The sequence below is a fragment of the Jannaschia pagri genome (assembly GCF_019655435.1).
GTDB classification, from domain to species: Bacteria; Pseudomonadota; Alphaproteobacteria; order Rhodobacterales; family Rhodobacteraceae; genus Jannaschia; species Jannaschia pagri.
Genome location: NZ_BPFH01000003.1, coordinates 284,543 through 305,692, shown reverse-complemented (window position 1 = coordinate 305,692; position 21,150 = coordinate 284,543). Strand labels below are relative to the sequence as shown.

General features: G+C 60.9%; 19 protein-coding genes. 9 read left to right on the top strand and 10 right to left on the bottom strand.

The window, feature by feature from the left end:
* Position 1 precedes the first annotated feature (1 nt).
* Positions 2-895 (bottom strand): UTP--glucose-1-phosphate uridylyltransferase GalU, encoded by an 894-nt coding sequence (gene galU, locus K5R33_RS09555; RefSeq protein ID WP_220748800.1) that lies wholly within the window; start codon positions 893-895, stop codon positions 2-4.
* A gap of 161 nt (positions 896-1,056) precedes the next feature.
* Positions 1,057-1,854 (bottom strand): 3'(2'),5'-bisphosphate nucleotidase CysQ, encoded by a 798-nt coding sequence (gene cysQ / locus K5R33_RS09550; RefSeq protein WP_220748799.1) that lies wholly within the window; start codon positions 1,852-1,854, stop codon positions 1,057-1,059.
* 121 nt (positions 1,855-1,975) lie between these two features.
* Between cysQ and K5R33_RS09545 the strand changes: the two genes are divergently transcribed.
* A complete protein-coding gene (locus tag K5R33_RS09545) occupies positions 1,976-2,797 on the top strand; it encodes an ABC transporter permease (RefSeq protein ID WP_220748798.1) in 822 nt (273 codons plus the stop codon).
* Positions 2,794-3,384, top strand: a complete 591-nt coding sequence (locus K5R33_RS09540) for an SH3 domain-containing protein (protein WP_220748797.1) — start codon at positions 2,794-2,796, stop codon at positions 3,382-3,384. Before K5R33_RS09545 ends, K5R33_RS09540 begins: the two co-directional genes overlap by 4 nt.
* Here the strand turns inward: K5R33_RS09540 and K5R33_RS09535 are convergent.
* A complete protein-coding gene (locus tag K5R33_RS09535; RefSeq protein ID WP_220748796.1) occupies positions 3,374-3,988 on the bottom strand; it encodes an alpha-ketoglutarate-dependent dioxygenase AlkB family protein in 615 nt (204 codons plus the stop codon). The genes K5R33_RS09540 and K5R33_RS09535 overlap by 11 nt on opposite strands.
* Positions 3,989-4,152: 164 nt before the next feature.
* Here K5R33_RS09535 and dnaK point away from each other — a divergent pair, with 164 nt between their 5' ends.
* Both dnaK and dnaJ read left to right on the top strand, forming a co-directional pair.
* On the top strand, positions 4,153-6,069 hold the full coding sequence (gene dnaK / locus K5R33_RS09530) for a molecular chaperone DnaK (RefSeq protein ID WP_220748795.1): 1,917 nt from the start codon (positions 4,153-4,155) through the stop codon (positions 6,067-6,069).
* A gap of 69 nt (positions 6,070-6,138) precedes the next feature.
* Positions 6,139-7,299: a molecular chaperone DnaJ gene (gene dnaJ / locus K5R33_RS09525; RefSeq protein WP_220748794.1), complete on the top strand. Its 1,161-nt coding sequence runs from the start codon at positions 6,139-6,141 to the stop codon at positions 7,297-7,299.
* A gap of 103 nt (positions 7,300-7,402) precedes the next feature.
* Here the strand turns inward: dnaJ and K5R33_RS09520 are convergent, their stop codons facing one another.
* Positions 7,403-9,664: an NADP-dependent malic enzyme gene (locus tag K5R33_RS09520; RefSeq protein WP_220748793.1), complete on the bottom strand. Its 2,262-nt coding sequence runs from the start codon at positions 9,662-9,664 to the stop codon at positions 7,403-7,405.
* An 80-nt stretch (positions 9,665-9,744) separates the two neighbouring features.
* On the opposite strand from K5R33_RS09520, the gene mutS reads away from it, so the two are divergent.
* The gene (mutS, locus tag K5R33_RS09515; RefSeq protein WP_255576290.1) at positions 9,745-12,357 is read left to right on the top strand and encodes a DNA mismatch repair protein MutS; all 2,613 of its coding nucleotides are present in this window, start codon (positions 9,745-9,747) and stop codon (positions 12,355-12,357) included.
* A 48-nt stretch (positions 12,358-12,405) separates the two neighbouring features.
* Here mutS and K5R33_RS09510 read toward each other — a convergent pair whose 3' ends face one another.
* Together K5R33_RS09510 and hrcA are read right to left on the bottom strand one after the other, a co-directional pair.
* On the bottom strand, positions 12,406-12,969 hold the full coding sequence (locus K5R33_RS09510) for a nucleotide exchange factor GrpE (protein WP_220748792.1): 564 nt from the start codon (positions 12,967-12,969) through the stop codon (positions 12,406-12,408).
* Positions 12,970-12,971: 2 nt separating this feature from the next.
* Positions 12,972-14,042, bottom strand: a complete 1,071-nt coding sequence (hrcA, locus tag K5R33_RS09505) for a heat-inducible transcriptional repressor HrcA (RefSeq protein ID WP_220749061.1) — start codon at positions 14,040-14,042, stop codon at positions 12,972-12,974.
* 126 nt (positions 14,043-14,168) lie between these two features.
* On the opposite strand from hrcA, the gene rph reads away from it, so the two are divergent.
* Genes rph through hemW form a run of 4 tightly spaced genes read left to right on the top strand, consistent with a single transcriptional unit; the run spans position 14,169 to position 17,057 of the window.
* On the top strand, positions 14,169-14,882 hold the full coding sequence (gene rph, locus K5R33_RS09500) for a ribonuclease PH (protein WP_220748791.1): 714 nt from the start codon (positions 14,169-14,171) through the stop codon (positions 14,880-14,882).
* Entirely contained in the window at positions 14,879-15,487 is a 609-nt protein-coding gene (locus K5R33_RS09495) for a non-canonical purine NTP pyrophosphatase (RefSeq protein ID WP_220748790.1), read from the top strand. Before rph ends, K5R33_RS09495 begins: the two co-directional genes overlap by 4 nt.
* Positions 15,484-15,870, top strand: coding sequence for a RidA family protein (locus tag K5R33_RS09490; RefSeq protein ID WP_220748789.1), 387 nt, complete (start codon positions 15,484-15,486; stop codon positions 15,868-15,870). The genes K5R33_RS09495 and K5R33_RS09490 overlap by 4 nt, the downstream gene beginning before the upstream one ends.
* Positions 15,870-17,057: a radical SAM family heme chaperone HemW gene (gene hemW / locus K5R33_RS09485; protein ID WP_220748788.1), complete on the top strand. Its 1,188-nt coding sequence runs from the start codon at positions 15,870-15,872 to the stop codon at positions 17,055-17,057. Before K5R33_RS09490 ends, hemW begins: the two co-directional genes overlap by 1 nt.
* Here hemW and K5R33_RS09480 read toward each other — a convergent pair.
* The 4 genes from K5R33_RS09480 to mnmG are packed head-to-tail and all read right to left on the bottom strand — an operon-like array spanning position 17,010 to position 21,147.
* Complete coding sequence (locus tag K5R33_RS09480) at positions 17,010-17,912, bottom strand: ParB/RepB/Spo0J family partition protein (protein WP_220748787.1); 903 nt, start codon at positions 17,910-17,912, stop codon at positions 17,010-17,012. The two genes, hemW and K5R33_RS09480, sit on opposite strands and share 48 nt — an antisense overlap.
* Positions 17,905-18,699, bottom strand: a complete 795-nt coding sequence (locus K5R33_RS09475) for a ParA family protein (RefSeq protein WP_220748786.1) — start codon at positions 18,697-18,699, stop codon at positions 17,905-17,907. The genes K5R33_RS09480 and K5R33_RS09475 overlap by 8 nt, the downstream gene beginning before the upstream one ends.
* Entirely contained in the window at positions 18,686-19,285 is a 600-nt protein-coding gene (rsmG, locus tag K5R33_RS09470; protein WP_220748785.1) for a 16S rRNA (guanine(527)-N(7))-methyltransferase RsmG, read from the bottom strand. Before rsmG ends, K5R33_RS09475 begins: the two co-directional genes overlap by 14 nt.
* Positions 19,282-21,147 (bottom strand): tRNA uridine-5-carboxymethylaminomethyl(34) synthesis enzyme MnmG, encoded by a 1,866-nt coding sequence (gene mnmG, locus K5R33_RS09465; protein WP_220748784.1) that lies wholly within the window; start codon positions 21,145-21,147, stop codon positions 19,282-19,284. Before mnmG ends, rsmG begins: the two co-directional genes overlap by 4 nt.
* Positions 21,148-21,150: the final 3 nt, after the last annotated feature.

Below are 21,150 nucleotides of genomic sequence, written 5' to 3'. Positions count from 1 at the left end.
GTTACTGGGCCGCCGTCGGGATCGAAGTGATGTCGGACAGGAACTCCACCAACTCCTCGCGCAGGTCGTCGCGCGCCATGCCAAAGGCCACGGTGGCCTGCAGGAATCCGGCCTTGGATCCGCAGTCGTAACGCTGACCCTTAAAGCGGAAGCCGTGGACATCGTCGCCGTCCTCGATCTCCTTGGCGATGGCGTCGGTCAGCTGGATCTCACCACCCGCACCGGACTTGATATCGTTGAGATGCTGCATGACCCGTGGGCTCAGGATGTAGCGGCCGATCACAGCCAGGTTCGACGGCGCGGTTCCAGCAGCGGGTTTTTCCACCATACCTTTGACCTTGAGCGTGTCGCCCACGGCAGGATCCACATCCAAGATGCCGTAGGACGATGTCTTTTCCGCCGACACCTCCATCGCGGCAACGACGCTGCCGCCGGTCTTTGCATGGGCATTGACCATCTGTTCCAGGCAGGGCGTCTCTGCCGCGATGACATCATCGGGCAGGATCACGGCAAAGGGCTCATCCCCAATGAGACGACGGGCACACCAGACAGCATGCCCCAGCCCCATCGCGCGATGCTGACGGATGTAGGCGATTTGGCCGGAGTCCATATAGGTATGCTTCAACTCCGCCAGGAGGTCGTCCTTGCCCTTGGCTTCCAGGGTCCGCTCCAACTCCGGCGAATGGTCGAAGTAGTCCTCCAGGGCGGACTTGCCCCGGGCCGTGACAAAGATAAACTCTTTGATGCCGGCAGCGCGGGCTTCGTCGATGGCGTATTGGATCAGGGGCCGATCCACGAGGGTCATGATTTCTTTGGGAACCGATTTCGTCGCCGGCAAGAACCGCGTACCCAAACCAGCGACGGGAAAAATAGCCTTTGTAACTGGCTTGCTCATCAGAAATCCTTCTCTTCTCCAAGCCGGACGATCTGACCGTCCGGTGCCCCCGTAGTGTTGTTGTAGCACACTTTTAGGGCAAATGTGTGCCTAACGGGCCTCTGGCACAAAAGCCCTGGCCTTGAAAGTCCTTGCCCATAGGTCAGGCAAACCCTTGCCTGTTAGGCCTGTTGCAATGTGACGCCTTCGGCAAAGGCGATAAAGTAAGGGTTCTCGTACCCAGGTTTGCCGTATTGCAGCGGGGTATGGTCATCGAACCGAACCACCTGTCCGCCCGCACCGCGCAGAACCGCATCCCCAGCAGCGGTATCCCATTCCATGGTCCGTCCGAGGCGGGGATACAAATCCGCCTCGCCGGTGGCGACCAAACAAAACTTAAGCGACGATCCCGCCGATTTCATGTCGGAGGTCGCATACTTTGAAATATACGCGTCCGTGGCCTCATCCCGGTGGGACTTTGACGCGACCACCCGCAGCGCCGCGTTGTCCGGGTCAGAGACCGACAATCGCGTCAGGTCGCCAACCGCGTCTTTGGCAAAAGGCGCCGCCTCTTCGACCGTGGTGCCATCGGCCTGAGTCCAGAACAAACGACCGCGCGCCGGCGCGTAGACCACCCCACGCAGCGGAACGCCTTCTTCAACCCAAGCGATGTTGACCGTAAAATCCCCGCGCCGCTTTACGAATTCCTTGGTGCCATCCAACGGATCGACGATGAAGAAGGACGCCGACTCCAGATCATGGCTGTCCGCCTGTTCTTCGGTCACGACCGTCGCCTCGGGAAAGGCCGCGGCCAAGCCGGCGCTGATGATCGCATCGGCGGCTTCGTCGGCGGCGGTGACCGGACTGTCGTCGGATTTGGCCCGAACGTCGAAATCGTCCTCGCCATAGATCTCCATGATTTTATCACCGGCCTCTAGGGAAAGGCGCCGCAGCACCTCCATCATTCGGTCAAATTCCATGAGTAGGACAATCCTTTAAGGTCTTAAGTGTAGCACCGCCGAACAACAGGCGGCCGCTTCGCGGTCACGGATGCTTATGGTAAGCTCAACCCGTTCGGGCAAGTCGGGAAGGAAAAACAGCGTGTTTCGGGTGGAAAAGCGTCAAAGCGCGGTCAGCAACGCCTTCACTTTGGCCGAACTCGTGTTCCACGCGACAGTTCGGCAGGCCCGCAAGGGTCACGGGAATGCGCTCTTGGCGCTGGCCATGAACATCTTGCAGACGGTCGTTTTTCTCGCGGCCTTCTTCGCGTTGTTCGCCCTGCTTGGCATGCGGGGCAGCGCGATCCGAGGGGATTTCCTGCTGTATCTAATGTCCGGGATTTTCCTGTTCCTGACGCATGTTAAGACCATCGGCGCCGTTCTCGGGTCCGAAGGGCCAGCCTCGCCGATGATGAAGCACGCCCCGATGAACACGGCGGTGGCCATCGCGGCCTCGGCCCTGTCAGCGCTGTACCTACAAACCCTTTCGCTCGTCGTGGTGTTGTTTGCCGTCCACGTCGCCTGGCACCCCGTCATCATCCAGGACCCCGTTCAAGCCTTTGGGATGTTCCTGCTGTCCTGGTTGGCAGGCATCGGCATCGGGCTTGTGTTTCTCGCCCTCAAACCCTGGTTTCCCAACTTCGTGCAGATCGCCAACACGATCTATTCCCGCGCAAACATGGTGTTCTCGGGCAAGATGTTTGTGGCCAACTCCCTGCCCAGCGCCTGGCTCGGGTACTTTTCTTGGAACCCGCTGTTTCACACAATCGACCAGTCGCGCGGCTTCACCTTTGTGAACTACAACCCGCATTACACCAGTTGGACGTACCCCCTGATCCTGTCGTTGATCCTGATCTTGATCGGGTTGATGGGCGAGTTCTACACCAAGCGGCACGCCTCCGTCTCCTGGATGGCGGGCCGGTGAGGGCGCTCGTTGCGCTTTTGATCTGGGCTGCGGGACCGGTCTGGGCCACCCAAGACGCCTGGCCCGCGTTTTATGACGTGGCGGGCGTGGCAGCGGACGATGTGCTCAACATCCGCGCCGCGCCGAACCCAGGGGCCGATATCATCGGGACCCTCGCGCCAGACGCAGTGAACGTGGAGGTCATCACCCCAAACCAGGCTGAAACCTGGGGGCGCGTGAACGTGGGGGAGCGGTCAGGCTGGGTCAGCCTACGGTTTCTCACCCGCCAACCGGGGCAATGGTTGGGGAGCTACCCTCAGATTGCCCGCTGTTCAGGGACGGAGCCGTTCTGGGCCCTCTCGGTCGGCGAAGATACGGTGCTGTCCACGCCAGAGGGATCATCCACCGGCGTCGTGGTCGCGCGGACAACACCCATAAACCGACGGGACCGGCACGGCCTGATGCTCTGGCTCGACGATGGGTTGTTCCAGGGGGTCATCGCGCAACAACAATGCGGTGATGGCATGTCCGACCGGGTCATGGGGCTAGAGATCAACGCCTTCTATGGCGGTGACATGCTGTCGGGGTGCTGCACGCTCACGCCATAGCCACGCGCATGGTCAAATTGATCCGACCCGGCGCTTGTAACAACGTCGAGGTGCCCGGCGCGATGCGGTCCACCCCGTGGTAGCGCAGACGCGCGTCACCCCCCATGACCACCACATCCCCCGACCGCAGCCAAAGACTTTCGGTTTTGCCGCCCCGCTCCGTGTTGCCGATCCGAAACAGCGCATCATCCCCGAGCGAGATGGAGACGACGGGCTGGGTCAGATCCGCTTCGTCCCGGTCCTGGTGCATTCCCATGCGCGCCTCGGGGCCGTACCAGTTCACCAAGCAGGAATCCGGCGCGCGCGCCTGCACTGTCACCGCATCCCACACCGCCCGGATCGACGCCGGAATCGCTGGCCACGCCGTACCAGAGGGATGACGATCCGCATAACGATACCCGCGCCGGTCGGTCACCCAACCGACCTGTCCTGCCGACGTCATGCGCACCGATAAGGGCTGCCCCCGGGGCGTGACGGGCGCCACCAAGGGCGCTGCCCGCAGCAGCTGACGCACATCCTCGACCATGGCGGCCTGGGCAGGCGGGTCCAAGAAACCGTCAAAGATGCGAAATCCCCTGACGTCGCGGCTCGAAACTTGGCTCAATTTGAGTCCCTTCACATCCTTGCGACCCCATTTGCCCCTCCTTATATACCCCACGAACCGCGGGCCGGGACCCAAAGGGCCCTAACCGCATTCACTGGGATGAGGACTGGGGTGCCGCCTATGGGCCCCGGGACGAGCAAATCGCCAAGAGAGGACACTTCGAAATGGCAAAAGTCATCGGTATCGACCTCGGGACCACGAACTCCTGCGTGGCCATCATGGACGGGTCGCAGCCCCGCGTCATCGAGAACGCAGAAGGCGCCCGGACCACCCCGTCGATCGTCGGCTACACCGACAGCGAACGCCTGGTCGGCCAGCCCGCCAAACGCCAGGCCGTCACCAACCCTGAAAACACCGTCTTCGGCGTCAAGCGCCTAATCGGCCGTCGCTTTGATGACGAGCATCTGGCCAAAGACAAGAAGAACCTGCCGTTCAACGTCGTCTCCGGCAATGGCGACGCCTGGGTCGAGATCCGGGGCGAAAAGTATTCCCCCGCACAGGTCTCCGCTCTGATCCTTCAGAAGATGAAGGAAACGGCTGAATCATACTTGGGCGAGGATGTCACCCAAGCCGTCATCACTGTACCCGCCTATTTCAACGACGCCCAGCGTCAGGCCACCAAGGACGCGGGCAAGATTGCCGGTCTGGAAGTTCTGCGCATCATCAACGAGCCGACGGCCGCTGCGTTGGCCTACGGTCTCGATAAGCAGGAAACACGCACCATCGCGGTCTACGACCTCGGCGGCGGGACCTTCGACGTCACGATCCTGGAAATCGACGACGGCCTGTTTGAGGTGAAGTCGACGAACGGCGACACCTTCTTGGGTGGCGAAGACTTCGACATGCGGATCGTCAACTACCTGGCGGACGAGTTCAAGAAAGAGCACGGCGCCGACCTGACCCAGGACAAGATGGCCCTGCAGCGCCTGAAAGAGGCGGCGGAAAAGGCCAAGATCGAGCTGTCCTCGGCCAACCAAACCGAGATCAACCAGCCGTTCATCTCCATGGGCTCCAACGGTCAGCCGCTGCACATGGTCATGAAGTTGACGCGCGCCAAGCTGGAAAGCCTGGTAGGCGATCTGATCAAGGCCTCGATCAAGCCCTGTAAGGAAGCGCTGAAGGATGCGGGCCTGTCCACCGGCGACATCGACGAAGTCGTCCTGGTCGGCGGTATGACCCGTATGCCCAAGGTCATCGAGGAGGTGACCAAGTTCTTCGGCAAAGAACCCCACAAGGGCGTGAACCCTGATGAGGTTGTCGCCATGGGTGCCGCCATTCAGGCCGGTGTTCTGCAAGGCGACGTCAAGGACGTGGTCCTATTGGACGTCACGCCGCTGTCGCTGGGCATCGAGACGCTGGGTGGTGTCTTCACCCGCCTGATCGACCGCAACACGACGATCCCGACGAAAAAGTCCCAGGTCTTCTCCACCGCCGAAGACAATCAGAACGCTGTGACGATCCGGGTCTTCCAGGGCGAACGTGAAATGGCCGCCGACAACAAGATGCTCGGCCAGTTTAACCTCGAAGAGATCCCGCCCGCACCGCGCGGCCTGCCGCAGATCGAGGTGACCTTCGACATCGACGCCAACGGCATCGTGTCGGTAGGCGCCAAGGACAAGGCGACCGGCAAGGAACAGCAGATCACCATCCAGGCCTCGGGCGGGTTGTCGGACGACGACATCGAACAGATGGTCAAGGACGCCGAAGCCAACGCAGAGGCCGACGCCCAGCGCCGCGAGCTGGTCGAAGCCAAGAACCAAGCCGAAAGCCTGGTGCATTCCACCAAGAAGTCGGTCGAAGAGCATGGCGACAAGGTCGACCCTTCCACCGTCGAAGCCATCGAATTGGCAGTATCGGCCTTGGAAGAGGTCATGGACGGCGACGACGCTGGCAAGATCAAGTCTGGCATCCAGAACGTGACCGAAGCGGCCATGCGCCTGGGCGAAGCCATCTACAAATCCCAGCAAGGTGACGAAGATGGCGATGTCGAATCCCCCGTGGATGAGGCCGATAAGCCCGCCGATGACGACATCCTCGACGCCGACTTCGAGGATCTTGGCGACGACCAGAAGCGGGCCTGATCCTGCGCCCCGATGTGACACGTCAGGCCGGCCCCTTTCCGGGCCGGCCTTGTCGTTGGAGGAGTTCCCATGGCGAAACGTGACTACTACGAGACGCTGGGCGTCGCGCGCGGCGCCAGCGCCGATGAAATTAAGAAAGCCTACCGCCGCAAAGCGAAAGAGCTGCACCCCGACCGCAATGCCGATAACCCCAACGCCGAGGCACAGTTCAAGGAAGCGAACGAAGCCTACGACGTCCTGAAGGATGCCGAGAAGAAGGCCGCCTACGACCGCTTTGGTCACGCAGCCTTTGAGGGCGGCATGGGCGGTGGACCACGCCGACCCGGTGCCGGACCACAGGGGCAGGGCGACTTCGCCAGCGCCTTCTCAGACGTATTCGAGGACCTGTTCGGCGACTTCATGGGTGGCCAACAGGGTGGCGGACGTGGCGGACGGACGCGCGCCACGCGGGGCTCAGATCTGCGCTACAACATGCGGATCTCGCTGGAGGAAGCCTTCTCGGGTGAGCAGAAGACGATCACCGTCCCCACGGCTGTGCAATGCGGAAAGTGCGACGGTAAAGGCACCGAAGGCGCCAGCGAGCCCGCCACCTGCCCGACGTGTTCAGGCATGGGCAAAGTGCGCGCGCAACAAGGCTTTTTTACGGTCGAGCGGACCTGTCCGACATGTAACGGCGCAGGTCAGATCATCAAAAACCCCTGCGCCGAATGCGGCGGGGGCGGTCGCGTCGAGAAAGAACGCCAGCTGTCGGTCAATATTCCCGCTGGCGTCGAGACAGGGACTCGTATTCGCCTCTCAGGCGAGGGCGAGGCCGGTCTGCGCGGCGGTCCGACGGGCGATCTGTATATCTTCATCGAGGTGGAGGATCATCCGATCTTCCAACGCGATGGCGTCAACCTCTACTGCGCGGTGCCCGTATCCATGACCGCTGCTGCCCTGGGTGGTGAGGTCGAGGTGCCCACCATCGACGGTGGTCGGTCTCGCGTGAAGGTGCCTGCCGGGTCCCAAACAGGACGGCAGATGCGGCTGCGCGGTAAGGGGATGCCCGCCCTGCGCGGCGGCGGTGTTGGCGATATGTTCATTGAAATGAACATCGAAACGCCGGTCAACCTGACGAGTCGCCAGAAGGAGTTGCTGCGCGAGTTCGAGCGGATCGATGCGGACAACAACCCCCAGGGCGATAGCTTTTTCCGCAAGGTGAAGGGCTTCTGGGACGGGATGACCCAATAGGTTTCGGGTCGCTTCCTGCGACCCGACCGGGACGGGGGGCCAGCCCCCCGCTCGCTTTGCTCGCCCCCCCCCCGGCATATTTTCAGAACATCGAACCCAGCGGTTAGCTGCCGATCCGGCAGGCGGCGAGCAGGGCCATGTTGAGAATATCCGACTGGGTCGAGGAGGTGGATGCAATTTGCACCGGCTTGTCGATGCCGGTCAGAATCGGCCCGATGACCGTGGCACCGGCCATTTCCTGCATCAGCTTGACGGAAATGGATGCGGAGTGCCGAGCAGGCACCACGAGAACGTTGGCTGGCCCCGTTAACCGGCTGAACGGATAGGCTGCCGCTGCATCGGGGTTCAGGGCCACATCAACCGTCATCTCCCCCTCGTATTCAAAGTCGGCGCCGCGCCGTTCCAAAACGTCAGGGGCCTTATGCATTTTCTCAGCCCGCTCGGAGACGGGATAGCCGAATGTCGAGAAGCTGACGAAGGCCACGCGCGGCTCCATCCCGAACCCACGGGCAACGCGGGCGCCAGCCTCGGCGATGGTGGCGAGATCTTCTTCCTGTGGCCATTCGTGAACGAGCGTATCCCCAATCAGAACAATCCGCCCCCGGTGCAGCAAGGCGGTGATGCCGACCGCGTCGTCATTGGTTTGGATGTCGAAGACATGGTTCAGAAGGCGGATCGCATGGGCCGCTTTCCGCGTCGCACCCGTCACCAGGCCATCGCCATGATCGTGGGCGAGCATGAGCGCTGCAAAGACGTGACGATCCCGGCTGGCCAAACGATGCACGTCGTTTTGGTCATAACCCTGACGTTGCAGACGGTCGTAAAGGTAGGATTTATAGGTCTCCAGATGACGCGTATTGGCGGCGTTGACGACCTCCAACTCGCGGACGGCATCCCCGAGACCTGCCTCCTCCAGCCGAGCGCGCACGTCGTCCACGCGGCCCACGACAAGCGCCTTACCGTAGCCATTGCGTTGATATGCGACGGCGGCCCGCAACACGCGGGGGTCGTCCCCTTCGGCGAAAATCATGCGGGCCTGGGCCTGACGGGACCGCGACGACAGACCCTGCAGGATCGAGGCGGTTGGATCCATCCGCGCCGCGAGCGCGTTTGCGTAACCCTCCATATCCACGATGGGACGGCGGGCGACGCCCGTATCCATGCCAGCGCGCGCGACGGCGGGCGGGATGACGTGGATCAAGCGCGGGTCGAACGGCGTGGGAATGATGTAGTCACGCCCGAACGTCAGCTTACGGCCATAGGCCATAGCGACCTCATCGGGCACATCTTCGCGGGCCAGCGCGGCCAAGGCCTCGGCACAGGCGATCTTCATCTCATCGTTGATCGCGCGGGCATGGATGTCGAGCGCGCCCCGGAACAGGTAGGGAAAGCCCAAGACGTTGTTCACCTGGTTGGGGTAATCACTACGACCGGTGGCGACGATAGCGTCGGCGCGGACTTCCTGCGCCTCTTCGGGCGTGATCTCGGGGTCGGGGTTGGCCATGGCGAAAATGACGGGGTCGTCGGCCATGCTTTCGACCATGGCGGGCGTCACGGCCCCCTTGGCCGAGACGCCCAGGAAAACGTCCGCACCGACCATGGCATCCTCAAGGGTGCGCAGGTCGGTCTTGATCGCATGGGCCGACTTCCACTGGTTCATCCCCTCGGTCCGGCCCTGGTAGATGACGCCCTTGGTGTCGCATGTGATACAGTTTTCGTGCCGCGCGCCCATGGATTTGAGCAGCTCGATACAGGCGATCCCCGCCGCCCCGGCACCGTTCAAGACGATTTTCACATCCTCGATCTTTTTGCCCGACAAATGCAGCGCGTTGATCAGACCAGCCGCACAGATCACCGCCGTGCCATGCTGGTCGTCGTGGAAGACGGGGATGTCCATCTCTTCCTTCAGACGGCTCTCGATCATGAAGCATTCGGGGGCCTTGATGTCCTCAAGGTTGATGCCGCCGAAGGTGGGGCCCATCAGTTTAACCGCGTTGACGAAGGCGTCGACGTCTTCGGTATCCAACTCAAGATCGATGGAGTTTACGTCGGCGAAACGTTTGAACAGGACGGCCTTGCCCTCCATCACCGGCTTCGACCCCAGGGCGCCCAGGTTGCCCAGGCCAAGCACCGCCGTCCCGTTCGAGATGACCGCCACAAGGTTGCCCTTGGTGGTGTAATCGTAGGCCAGTGCGGGGTTCTCGGCGATCCGCTCACAAGGGACGGCCACACCTGGGGAATAGGCCAAGGACAGATCCCGCTGGGTCGCCATGGCGGTCGAGGCGTTGATCTCGATCTTTCCGGGCCGTGGCTCCAGATGATAGGCCAGGGCCTCTGCGTCAGTGATCTTGGTGCGTCCGGCCATGCTATTCCTCCCTCGCGTCGGGTTGGTGTAGCGGAGCCTTTCGGGCAGCGGTAGGCTGCGCGCGCTAACGGAGGGCGCAAATGTCAGTCACGCCGATGATGGCTCAGTTTCTGGAAATCAAGGCGGAGGCGCCCGATGCCCTGCTGTTCTATCGCATGGGCGATTTTTATGAGCTGTTCTTTGACGATGCGGTTGCGGCCAGCGCTGCCCTGGACATCGCGCTGACCAAACGGGGCAAGCATTTGGGCGAGGATATCGCCATGTGCGGCGTGCCCGTCCATTCGGCCGAAAACTATCTGATGACGCTCATCCGCAAGGGATTTCGTGTCGCCGTAGCCGAGCAGTTGGAGGCGCCGGAAGAGGCGAAGAAGCGCGGCTCCAAATCCGTGGTCAAACGGGGGATCGTCCGATTGGTCACGCCCGGGACCCTGACCGAGGACACCCTGCTGGACGCGCGGGCTCATAACTATCTCGCCGCCTTTGCTGAGGTACGGGGGCAAGGGGCGCTGGCCTGGGCGGATATCTCGACTGGGGCGTTTCACGTGGCAACCTGCCCGCGTGTGCGGTTGGGGCCCGATCTGGCACGGTTGGGCGTGCGAGAGGTCATCGTCGTAGACGGCACCGATATTGGTCCGGTGATCGAAGACCTGGGCGCGGCCGTCACACCCTTGGGGGCAAGCGCATTCGATTCTACGGCGGCTGATGGGCGCTTGCGGGCCCTGTTCGACGTGGGCTCCCTTGAGGCTTTTGGGGCCTTTGGGCGCGCTGAACTGGGCGCCATGGGCGCACTGGTCGAATATGTAGAACTGACCCAGCGCGGGAAGCTGCCCCTCATGCGCCCGCCCCAGCGGCAATCAGCGGACGATCTGATGGCCATCGACGCGGCGACGCGGCGCAACTTGGAACTGACACGCGGGGCGACCGGTGGTCGGGACGGATCGTTGCTCTGGGCAATTGACCGAACGGTGACCGCCGCCGGGGGGCGATTGCTGGAACGTCGGGTCTCTGCGCCCTCTGCGGTGGAGGGCATCATTCGCGCGCGCCACGACGCCGTTGATTGGGCGCTGTCGGAGGATCGTCTGGCCGAGGATATTCGTTCTGATCTGCGCCGCGCCCCAGACATGGATCGCGCGCTGTCCCGCCTGTCGCTTGAGCGTGGTGGACCACGGGATCTGGCCGCCATCCGCAACGGGCTGGAGGCAGCTGATAGTCTCTATCAAAGGGTTTTTGAGACGTCTTGCCCCTTGGATGTGAGCAATCTCATCGGTCAGGAGGGGCTCCGAGATGTGTTGGCGCGCGCGTTGGTCGCGGAGCCGCCGATGATGCTGCGCGATGGTGGGGTGGTTGCGCCAGGCTACGACGCTGAATTGGACGAGGTGCGCACGTTACGCGATGAGGGCCGGGGTGTGATCGCTGGTTTGCAGGGGCAATACATCGAGGAAACCGGCATCGCATCGCTGAAGGTCAAACATAACAATGTCTTGGGCTATTTCGTCGAGACGACGGCCACCCATGCCGACAAGATGCGCGCGGATGATCGGTTTATCCATCGTCAAACGACGGCCAATCAGGTGCGCTTCACAACGATCGAATTGTCCGAGTTAGAGACGAAGATTCTGAACGCCGGAGGCCGGGCCCAGCAAATCGAAGATAGGATCTTCGAAGACCTGCGCGCAGCGGTGTTGGACGCCTCTGACGCGATCTTTGCAGCCGCCCGGTGCCTCGCGGAATTGGACGTCATGACCGGCCTCGCCGACCTAGCGAAGGGCGAGACCTGGTGCCGCCCCCGCGTGGATAGCAGCCGCGCCTTCGCCATCGAAGGGGGGCGTCATCCGGTCGTGGAACGTGCCTTGAAACGCGACGGGGCGCCCTTTGTGGCCAATGATACGGCCCTGTCGGCAGATGGGGGCGCAGCCATCCGCCTGCTGACAGGCCCGAACATGGCCGGTAAATCCACCTGGCTGCGGCAGAATGCTCTGATTGCAGTGCTGGCGCAGATGGGGAGTTTCGTTCCAGCGGACTCGGCCCATATTGGCGTCGTCAGTCAGCTATTCAGCCGCGTGGGCGCCTCGGACGATCTGGCGCGGGGCCGGTCCACCTTCATGGTGGAGATGGTTGAGACGGCTGCGATCCTGAACCAAGCGGACGACCGCGCCCTTGTGATCTTGGACGAGATCGGGCGGGGCACGGCCACCTACGACGGGCTTAGCATCGCCTGGGCGACCCTGGAGCACCTGCATGACGTGAACCGCTGCCGCGCGCTCTTTGCGACCCATTACCACGAGATGACCGCCCTCGCTTCGAAGCTGGACGGGGTGGAAAACGCAACGGTCGCTGTCCGCGAGTGGGAGGGTGACGTGATCTTCCTGCACGAGGTCCGGGAAGGCGCGGCGGACCGATCCTATGGGGTGCAAGTGGCGAAGCTCGCCGGGCTGCCCGAGGCGGTGGTATCGCGCGCCCGCGAGGTCTTGAATGCCTTGGAAGAGGGCGAGCGCGAGGGCGGGTCAAAGCCAAAAGCGTTGATTGACGACCTGCCGTTGTTCAGCGCCGTGCCAACCCCGCTGGCGGCGCCAGTGCGTGACAGCGGGGTAGAGGCTCGTATGAAGACCGTCTTGCCAGATGCCCTCAGCCCACGGGAGGCGTTGGACCTGATCTACGAACTCAAAGCGCTGACCGATGGGGCGGCGGGGTAACCACCGCCCAATGGATTCTCGTGAGCGGAATATATCCCGCCGTTGCCCTTAAGCCGGGGTGGACGACACACCCACCTGCGCGGGGCGCAGCAGGCGGTCGTGTAGCAGGAACCCTTCGGCGGCGACCTGGATGATCTCACCCGCTTTGGTGCCGGGCAGGGGGGCCTCGAACATCGCTTGGTGGATCTGAGGATCGAACTTTTCGCCGACCTCCGGTGCGACAAGGGTGATCCCGTGCTTTGAGAAGACGTTCAGCAGCTCTTTCAAGGTCAGTTGAATGCCCTCGATCACGCCATCCTTTTCCTCACCCGCGGCATCCAGGGCGCGCTTGAGGTTGTCGTAAACCGGCAGGAGATCACGGGCCAGCTTGGAACCGCCGTATTGCTCTGCCTCGACCCGATCCCGGGCGGCGCGTTTGCGTACGTTCTCGGCCTCGGCCAAGGACCGCATCAGCCGGTCGCGCATCTCATCCCGTTCGGCCACGATGGCGTCGACGTTGGCCTTTGCATGGTCGGTGGGGCCATCCCCTTCCTCCATGGCGGCATCCAGGTCGAAGTCCTCTTCCAGGTCTTCGGGGTCGTCGAGGAACGGATTTTCCTTCGGCTCAGCCATGCTCATCCTCTTGTGTTGGGGCCGGACAGCATCCGTCCGACCAATTGGGCGGTGTAGTCAACGACCGGCACGATCCGCCCGTAGTTCAGTCGAGTCGGGCCGATGACACCCACCGCACCGACAATTTTTCGATCCGCGTTCATATAAGGAGAAACCACCAGAGATGAACTGGAAAGTGAGAAGAGTTTGTTCTCAGACCCAATGAAAATGCGCACGCCTTCACCCGCTTCGGTCAGCGACAGGAAATCGGTGATGTCGCTTTTGCGTTCGAGGTCATCGAACAACTCTCGGATACGGTCCAAGTCTTCGGCGTCGCCGCTGCCATCAAGCAGGTTGGCCCGGCCCCTGACAATCAGGCGGGCGCCGCGCCCGTCGTCCGATTCCCAAGAGGCCAGACCTCGCTCAATCAGATCATGGGCAAGGCTGTCGATTTCCTGGCGACGCGCGGCCACCTCGGCGGTCATCAGATCACGCAAATCCGAGATCGTCCGACCGTCGATGATCGCGTTCAGGAAATTCGCGGCCTCCCGCATGGAAGACGGCGTTTGCCCGGGCGGGGGTGCGAAGACACGGTTTTCCACATGACCATCGGCAAAGACCAAGACGACAAGCGCGCGGTCCGCCGCGAGGCTGACGAACTCGATATGTTTGATCGGTGCTTCGTGCTTAGGAGCCAGCACCAGAGACGCGCTCTTGGTGATCCCGGACAGGGCGGTGCCAACACGGTCCATCAAGGCGTCGACGTCAGCTTCTGACGCGCCCACCGTAGCCTCGATGCGGTCGCGGTCGTCGTCACCCAACTGCGCCTCTAGCAGGCCGTCCACGAACATGCGCAACCCAACCTGGGTCGGAATGCGCCCCGCGGACACGTGGGGCGCGCGGATCAGACCCAGGTGTTCCAGATCCTGCATCACATTGCGCACGGTGGCGGCGGAGACCTTTTCCGACAGTTCTCTGGTCAAGGTCCGGCTGCCGACCGGATCGCCGGACCCCAGGTACCCCTCGACCACCCGGCGAAAGACTTCGCGGGAGCGGTCGTTCATTTCTGCCAAAATCTTCGCGTTTGTGGACATGGCACCATGGCGAGGGCGTCGGGACGAGAGGGATGTATTCATCGCCGGTCCCTGGGTCAATCGGACCCTTGCACCACCGCAATGCAAAGGCCAGAACCCCGCCAACACTTGCACCGAGGAACACCCATGCGACCTTCTGGCAGAGCCCTGGACCAAATGCGCGACATCTCCATCGAGATTGACGCGACCATGCATGCGGAGGGCGCGTGCCTGATCCGTTGCGGCAACACCCATGTGTTGTGCACGGCCTCCTTGGAGGAGCGTGTCCCACCCTTTTTGCGCAACACCGGCCAAGGCTGGGTGACGGCGGAATACGGAATGCTGCCCCGTGCCACCACGTCGCGGATGCGGCGCGAGGCGGCTGCCGGAAAGCAATCGGGCCGCACGCAGGAAATCCAGCGCTTGATTGGACGGTCTTTGCGCGCAGGGATTGATCGGAATGCCCTCGGAGAACGTCAGATCACGGTCGATTGCGATGTGATCCAGGCCGATGGCGGGACTCGCTGCGCGGCGATTACCGGCGGTTGGGTTGCCTTACGGTTGGCTGTGAACAAGCTGATGAAGGCGGGCGATATCGTCACGGACCCGATTGTGGATCACGTGGCGGCCGTGTCTTGCGGGATCTATGCCGGGCAGCCGGTTTTGGATCTCGACTATCCGGAGGATAGCGAAGCAGGAACAGACGGAAACTTCGTCATGACCGGATCGGGTCAGATGATCGAGCTTCAGGCGAGTGCGGAGGGCGCGACCTTTAGCCGGGAGCAGTTCCAAGACCTGCTGCAGCTTGCCGATCAAGGTATCGCGACGTTGGTGGCGGCACAGGCTGCTGCGGTCCAATGAAACCCCTTGGTGATACCCTGCTGATTGCGACCCACAACGCGGGCAAGTTAGAGGAATACGCCGCGCTGTTCGGCGCCATGGGGATTGCCTGCAAATCCAACCGCGACTTCGACCTGCCGGAGCCAGACGAGACAGAAACCACCTTCGTGGGAAATGCTCGGATCAAGGCGCGGGCCGCAGTGGATGCGACGGGCCTGCCCGCACTGGCGGATGACTCAGGGATCGAAGTGGATGGTTTGGACGGTCGTCCTGGTGTCCATACGGCGGATTGGGCGGAGACGCCAAATGGCCGGGATTTCGACATGGCAATGGCTCGGACCCATCGGGAGCTTCTGGCGCTGAATGCACCGAAGCCTTGGACGGGACGGTTTCGGGCGACGCTGGTCCTTTTGTGGCCGGACGGTCATGAAGAGGTGTTTGAAGGCGCAGCCGAGGGGCAATTGGTTTGGCCGCCACGGGGCACAACGGGCCATGGCTATGACCCGATGTTCCAACCGGACGGGGAAACACGGACTTTTGCCGAGATGTCATTCGAAGAAAAGAACGCACGCAGTCACCGGGCGGCGGCGCTCCAACAACTGCGCGATGCCATGGGGCTGACATGAGCGATCGGCGCCTGATCTCCACCGGGTCGCCGTTCGAAGCGGCCGTGGGGTATTCGCGCGCGGTCGTGCAGGGAGACTGGTGCTTTGTCGCCGGGATCACCGGCTATGATTACACCACCATGGTTTTGCCGGCCGAAATCGAGAAGCAGATCCGCAATTGCTACGCCACTGTGGACCGCGTGCTAGCCGATGCGGGCTTTGCCATGTCCGACATTGTGCGGGTGACGCACTACCTGACAGATCGTGGCCACGTGGACCGTGCGATCCCGATTTTGGGGGAAGCGCTTGGGCAGGTGAGACCAGCCGCGACCATGGTGATTGCGGGTCTAATGAAGCCTGAAATGCTATACGAGGTCGAAGTCACGGCCTTTCGAGGAAGCTGATGGAGACCTGGCAGATTGCGGGCTTCGGTATCTATGTCCATTGGCCGTTTTGTGCGGCCAAGTGCCCGTACTGTGACTTCAATTCCCATGTGGTCCAAACGGTGGACCATGCTCGGTTCCGTCAAGCGTACCTGTCTGAAATCGATAGTTGGGCCGCCAAGACACCGGGTCGCCGCGTGTCTTCGGTGTTCTTTGGTGGCGGCACCCCGTCTCTGATGGAGCCGGAGACCGTTGCCGCGATCTTGGACCGCATTCGACATCACTGGGTGGTGGCAAACGATCTGGAAGTGACCTTGGAGGCGAACCCCACGTCTGTGGAAGCCGGACGGTTTCGGGAATTCATTGCGGCGGGTGTGACCCGTTTTTCTGTTGGTTTACAGGCGCTTAATGATCAGGATCTGAAGGCACTTGGGCGTCTTCATTCGGCGGCCGAGGGGCGCGCCGCTTATGATGTCGCCCGGTCGGTCAGCGACCGTGTATCGTTTGATTTGATCTATGCGCGGCAGTTCCAATCCCTTGACGATTGGAGGTCAGAGCTGCGCGAGGCTTTGGCGATGGAGCCGGATCATCTGTCGCTGTATCAGTTGACCATAGAGGACGGGACGGCCTTCGGTGCCCGTGCCGCAGTTGGACGTCTGCCTGGTTTGCCAAGCGAGGATACGTCGGCTAATCTCTACGAAATGACCCAGATGATGTGTCTTGAGGCTGGTCTACCACGATATGAGGTATCGAACCATGCTGTGCCTGGCCAGGAGTCGCGCCATAACACGATTTACTGGCAGGCTGGTGATTGGCTTGGGATTGGTCCTGGAGCCCATGGCCGCCTAACGATGGACACTGGCAGGATTGGAACGGTGAACGTATCTGCCCCGATCCCATGGCGAGATGCGGTTGAGACCCTTGGATCGGGGCAGGAGCCCGTGAGTCATCTTCGGGCCGTGGATGTGGCCGAGGAATACCTTTTGATGAGCCTCCGGACACGGGATGGTCTGAGCCAGTCACGGCTACGTCGTCTCGGCTATGCTCTACACGACGAGGGACGGCGCCGTCTGGTGGAACTAGGCTTTCTGAACGTGAATGACGATCAGGTCATAGTCTCTGATGACGGCATTCTTGTCCTCAACCAGATCCTCAAGGATCTAGTCCCGCTTGAGCCCTTGGGAGAGAACCTCGCAGAGGGCGTCTAGCTGATCGAGCGACTTATATCGGATTGATACGTCGCCACCTTCGTCCCCTGGCTTGTGCTTAATCTGCACGTAAAGACCCAAAGCCGCTGTCAGATCCCCCTCCAAAGCAAGGGTGTCCGCGTCCTTTGCCGGTCTCGTAGCGCGTGTGGTATTTCCAGTACTCTCAGACTTTGCGGCCTTTGCGAGACGCTCGGTTTCGCGAACCGATAGGCCGTTCTTGACCACAAGCGCCGCAAGGCTGGAGGGATCGTCTGAATTGATCAAGGCACGGGCATGCCCGGCAGAAATCTGACCGTCACGGAGAAGATCTTGGACAGAGGGCGGCAGCTTCAGAAGGCGAAGTAGGTTTGTAACGTGACTGCGTGATTTCCCAAGAACCTCAGAAAGCTGGTCTTGGGTATGCCCGAACTTGTCGATGAGTTGTCGAAATCCGAGGGCTTCCTCGATAGCGTTCAGATCATCTCGCTGGATGTTTTCAACGATCGCAACCTCTAAGACCTCGGTATCGTCAAAGTCTCGGATAATGACGGGAACGGAGTGCAGCCCGCATCTTTGTGCTGCGCGCCAACGGCGTTCGCCCGCGACAATTTCGTATGATTCGGTGCTGCCGTGCCTTGGCCGGACGATCAACGGCTGTAGAACGCCCTTGGTGGCGATGGAGCTGGCCAAATCTGACAGCTTCTCTTCGTCAAATGTCCGACGCGGCTGATTTGGATTGGCGCTCAGCAAGTCGATGGGCACGCTTCGATCTGGTGACGAACGCTGCGCGGAGGCGTCGGTTGCGTCCACACCCATATCTGCCATGAGAGCCGACAACCCACGGCGCATCGGTCGTTTTCCCGTTACGTCAGACATTCTCAACCACCTGGCTTGTTGCGTTTCGGGCAAAGACTTCGCTTGCCAATGCTTTGTAGGCGATGGCGCCCCGTGAGGTCGGATCGTAGTTCAGAACCGGCATGGCGTAGCTCGGGGCTTCGCTTAACCGGACATTGCGCGGGATCACTGTCTCAAACACGAGATCGCCAAGATTTGCCCGGGCATCCTCCTCGACCTGCAAACAAAGGTTATTGCGCCGGTCAAACATCGTCAGGACAATCCCTTCAATCCGAAGATCGGCGTTTGCCGTCTCACGCACTTCCCGAACGGTGAGAAGAAGTTGCGACAGACCCTCCAACGCAAAGAACTCAGCTTGAAGGGGGACGATCACGGAATCAGATGCGACAAAGGCGTTGACCGTTAGCAAGTTCAACGATGGTGGGCAGTCTATGAGGATGTAATCATAGTGCGCATCGCGATGACGGAGCGCGTTTCGGAGGTGGACGACACGCCGGGATGTGGACATCAGCTCCGCATCGGCAGAACTGAGATCCATCGTGGCTGGAATGATCCAAAGGTTCTCAACATCGGTCGGTTTTGCAAGTTCCTCGGCCGAGGCCTGACCGAGCAAGAGGTCGTAGACGGTTTGCGTGCGGGTTTCCCGTGAAATGCCGAGCCCGGTCGACGCATTTCCTTGCGGATCGAGATCAATGATCAAGACCTTTGCCCCCCGGACGGCCAAGGCTGCACCGAGGTTGATGGCCGTAGTCGTTTTACCGACACCGCCCTTTTGGTTCGCGATACTGAAGATTTTAGGAGTTTTCATACCGCGCCCGTAGATTTGTTATCTTAAGGATGGCTCCGTCCGAACCATCGGCCGCCGAAACAACATCTAAGTCATATGTCCAAGATGCCTGAGCCTCAATATGCTCTGCCTGCCACTTGGCGCCTTTCGCAAAGATGAGCGTCCCATCTGGCACAATGTGCGGCTGTGCATAGTCCATAAGCTTGCTTAAGGACGCCAGGGCGCGAGCGCTAATGACGTCGGCATCAAATGGAGGGCACTTTTCAATTCGTTTCGAGACAACGTCGAAGGAAAGATCCAATTGCCGACGCACTGATCGAAGAAATGTCGCTTTGCGAAGGTCGCTCTCAACGAGTGTGACCGCGCAATCCGGTCGTAAGATAGCGATGACCACACCGGGCAAGCCGCCACCCGAGCCGAGATCCACCCAGTTCGCGGCCGGACGGTCGATTGCCTCCGCCATGGGGACCGAATCTAGTATGTGACGATCCCATGCCGTCGCAATTGTTGACGGGCCAATCAAGTTGATTGTCTCGTTCCACTGCATGAGCATTTCAAGGTAAGCTTCCAGTGTTTCACGTGAAACATCGGGAAGGTCGATGGTCATGCCTTCCGGCGTCCATGGCGCCTAACTTCGGAAAGAACCGTCAACAGCGCGGCTGGCGTCATGCCTTCCATCCGCCGTGCCTGCCCTACAGACTGCGGCTTCACCAACCGAAGCTTGTCCTTCACTTCCGTCGATAACCCCGACACGCCGTCAAATGACAGGTCAGATGGAATTGCGACCTTCTCATCTCGTTCCAATGCCATGGCATCTCTTGCCTGCCGTTCTTCGTAGGTGTGGTACAAAGCGTTGCGATGCACCTGTCGCTGAATTTCCTCAGGCCATTCAGCCACCTGCGGAGACAGAGCAGCCGCAGTGTCCACGTCAACTTGACCGCTCGATAGGACGTCAAAAAGGGACCGCCGCTTTGCTGTCTCAGACACCTTTACGCCATGCATAGCGAGATCGGATGGAAGAACATCGACCGTCTTCATCGCGGAAGTACAACCTTCAACGGCCTCCGCCTTTCGCTGGTATTGTTCCGCCCGTTCTTCACCGACGCATCCAACCTCATATCCCCAAGACGTAAGTCGTGCGTCCGCATTGTCGGCCCGCAGACTTAGGCGGTATTCAGCCCGCGACGTAAACATCCGATAAGGCTCAGTGACCCCACGCGTTGTCAGATCATCAATCATCACACCGATGTATGACGTCATTCGAGAAAAGTGGACTGGATCGCCATCCACACATCGGCGCGCTGCGTTGAGTCCAGCAACCAGTCCCTGCGCGGCCGCCTCTTCGTACCCTGTGGTTCCATTGATTTGCCCCGCTAGGAATAGACCTGGAAGGTCCGGGAGGGACAGATCGGCCGACAAACACCTCGGATCGATAAAATCATACTCGATTGCATAGCCAGGCTGGAGAATCTCCGCGGCTTCCAAGCCACGGATAGACCGGACGTAACGGAGCTGAACGTCCTCAGGCAGTGACGTAGAAATACCGTTTGGATAGATCCAATCCGTGTTCAGACCCTCCGGCTCCAGGAAGATCTGATGGGAGTCCTTCTCCGCAAACCGCGTGACTTTGTCCTCAATTGACGGACAATACCGCGGACCCACGCCATCGATATGCCCGCCGTACATCGCGGACCGATCAAGGTTCGCGCGGATGACATCATGTGTTTCCGAATTCGTATGCGTAATCGCGCAATCCACTTGCCGGAGCACTGGAGACTTGGACGCGAACGAAAGCATCACAGGATCCGTATCCCCAGGCTGGGCATCTAGACCTGCCCAATCAATCGATTTCGCAGACAAGCGGGGAGGTGTACCCGTCTTCAAGCGACCGATGCGAAGGTCCATCCCACGCAACCGTTCGGCCAGCGCAATCGACCCGTCAGACCCAAGTCTACCGCCCGGATAGGATTGGTCTCCAATATGAATCGTTCCACCTAGAAACGTACCGGTGGTCAGGATCACAGACGTTCCTGCTACTGCAGCGCCATCTTCAAGTATAATCCCGCTCACGGACCCATGGGAAACCAAGAGATCGGTCACGTGCCCTTCGATGATCGTGAGCGCCGACATCTTGGCCATTTCTGCTGAGACAGCGGATCTATACGCCGCTCGGTCCGCCTGAACGCGGGGGCCCTGGACAGCCGGCCCCTTACGGCGGTTTAGCAACCGGAACTGAATGCCGGCAGCATCGCCGCACCGTCCCATGATCCCATCGAGCGCATCAATCTCTCGGACAAGATGCCCCTTGCCGAGGCCACCAATAGCCGGGTTACAGGACATCACGCCAGGGTCACTCTTCCTCAGCGTGACCAATGCGACCTTTGCACCCATCCGTGCCGCAGCATGGGCAGCCTCACAGCCAGCGTGTCCACCGCCAACAACGACGACATCGAAATCAGGATGTTTCACGTG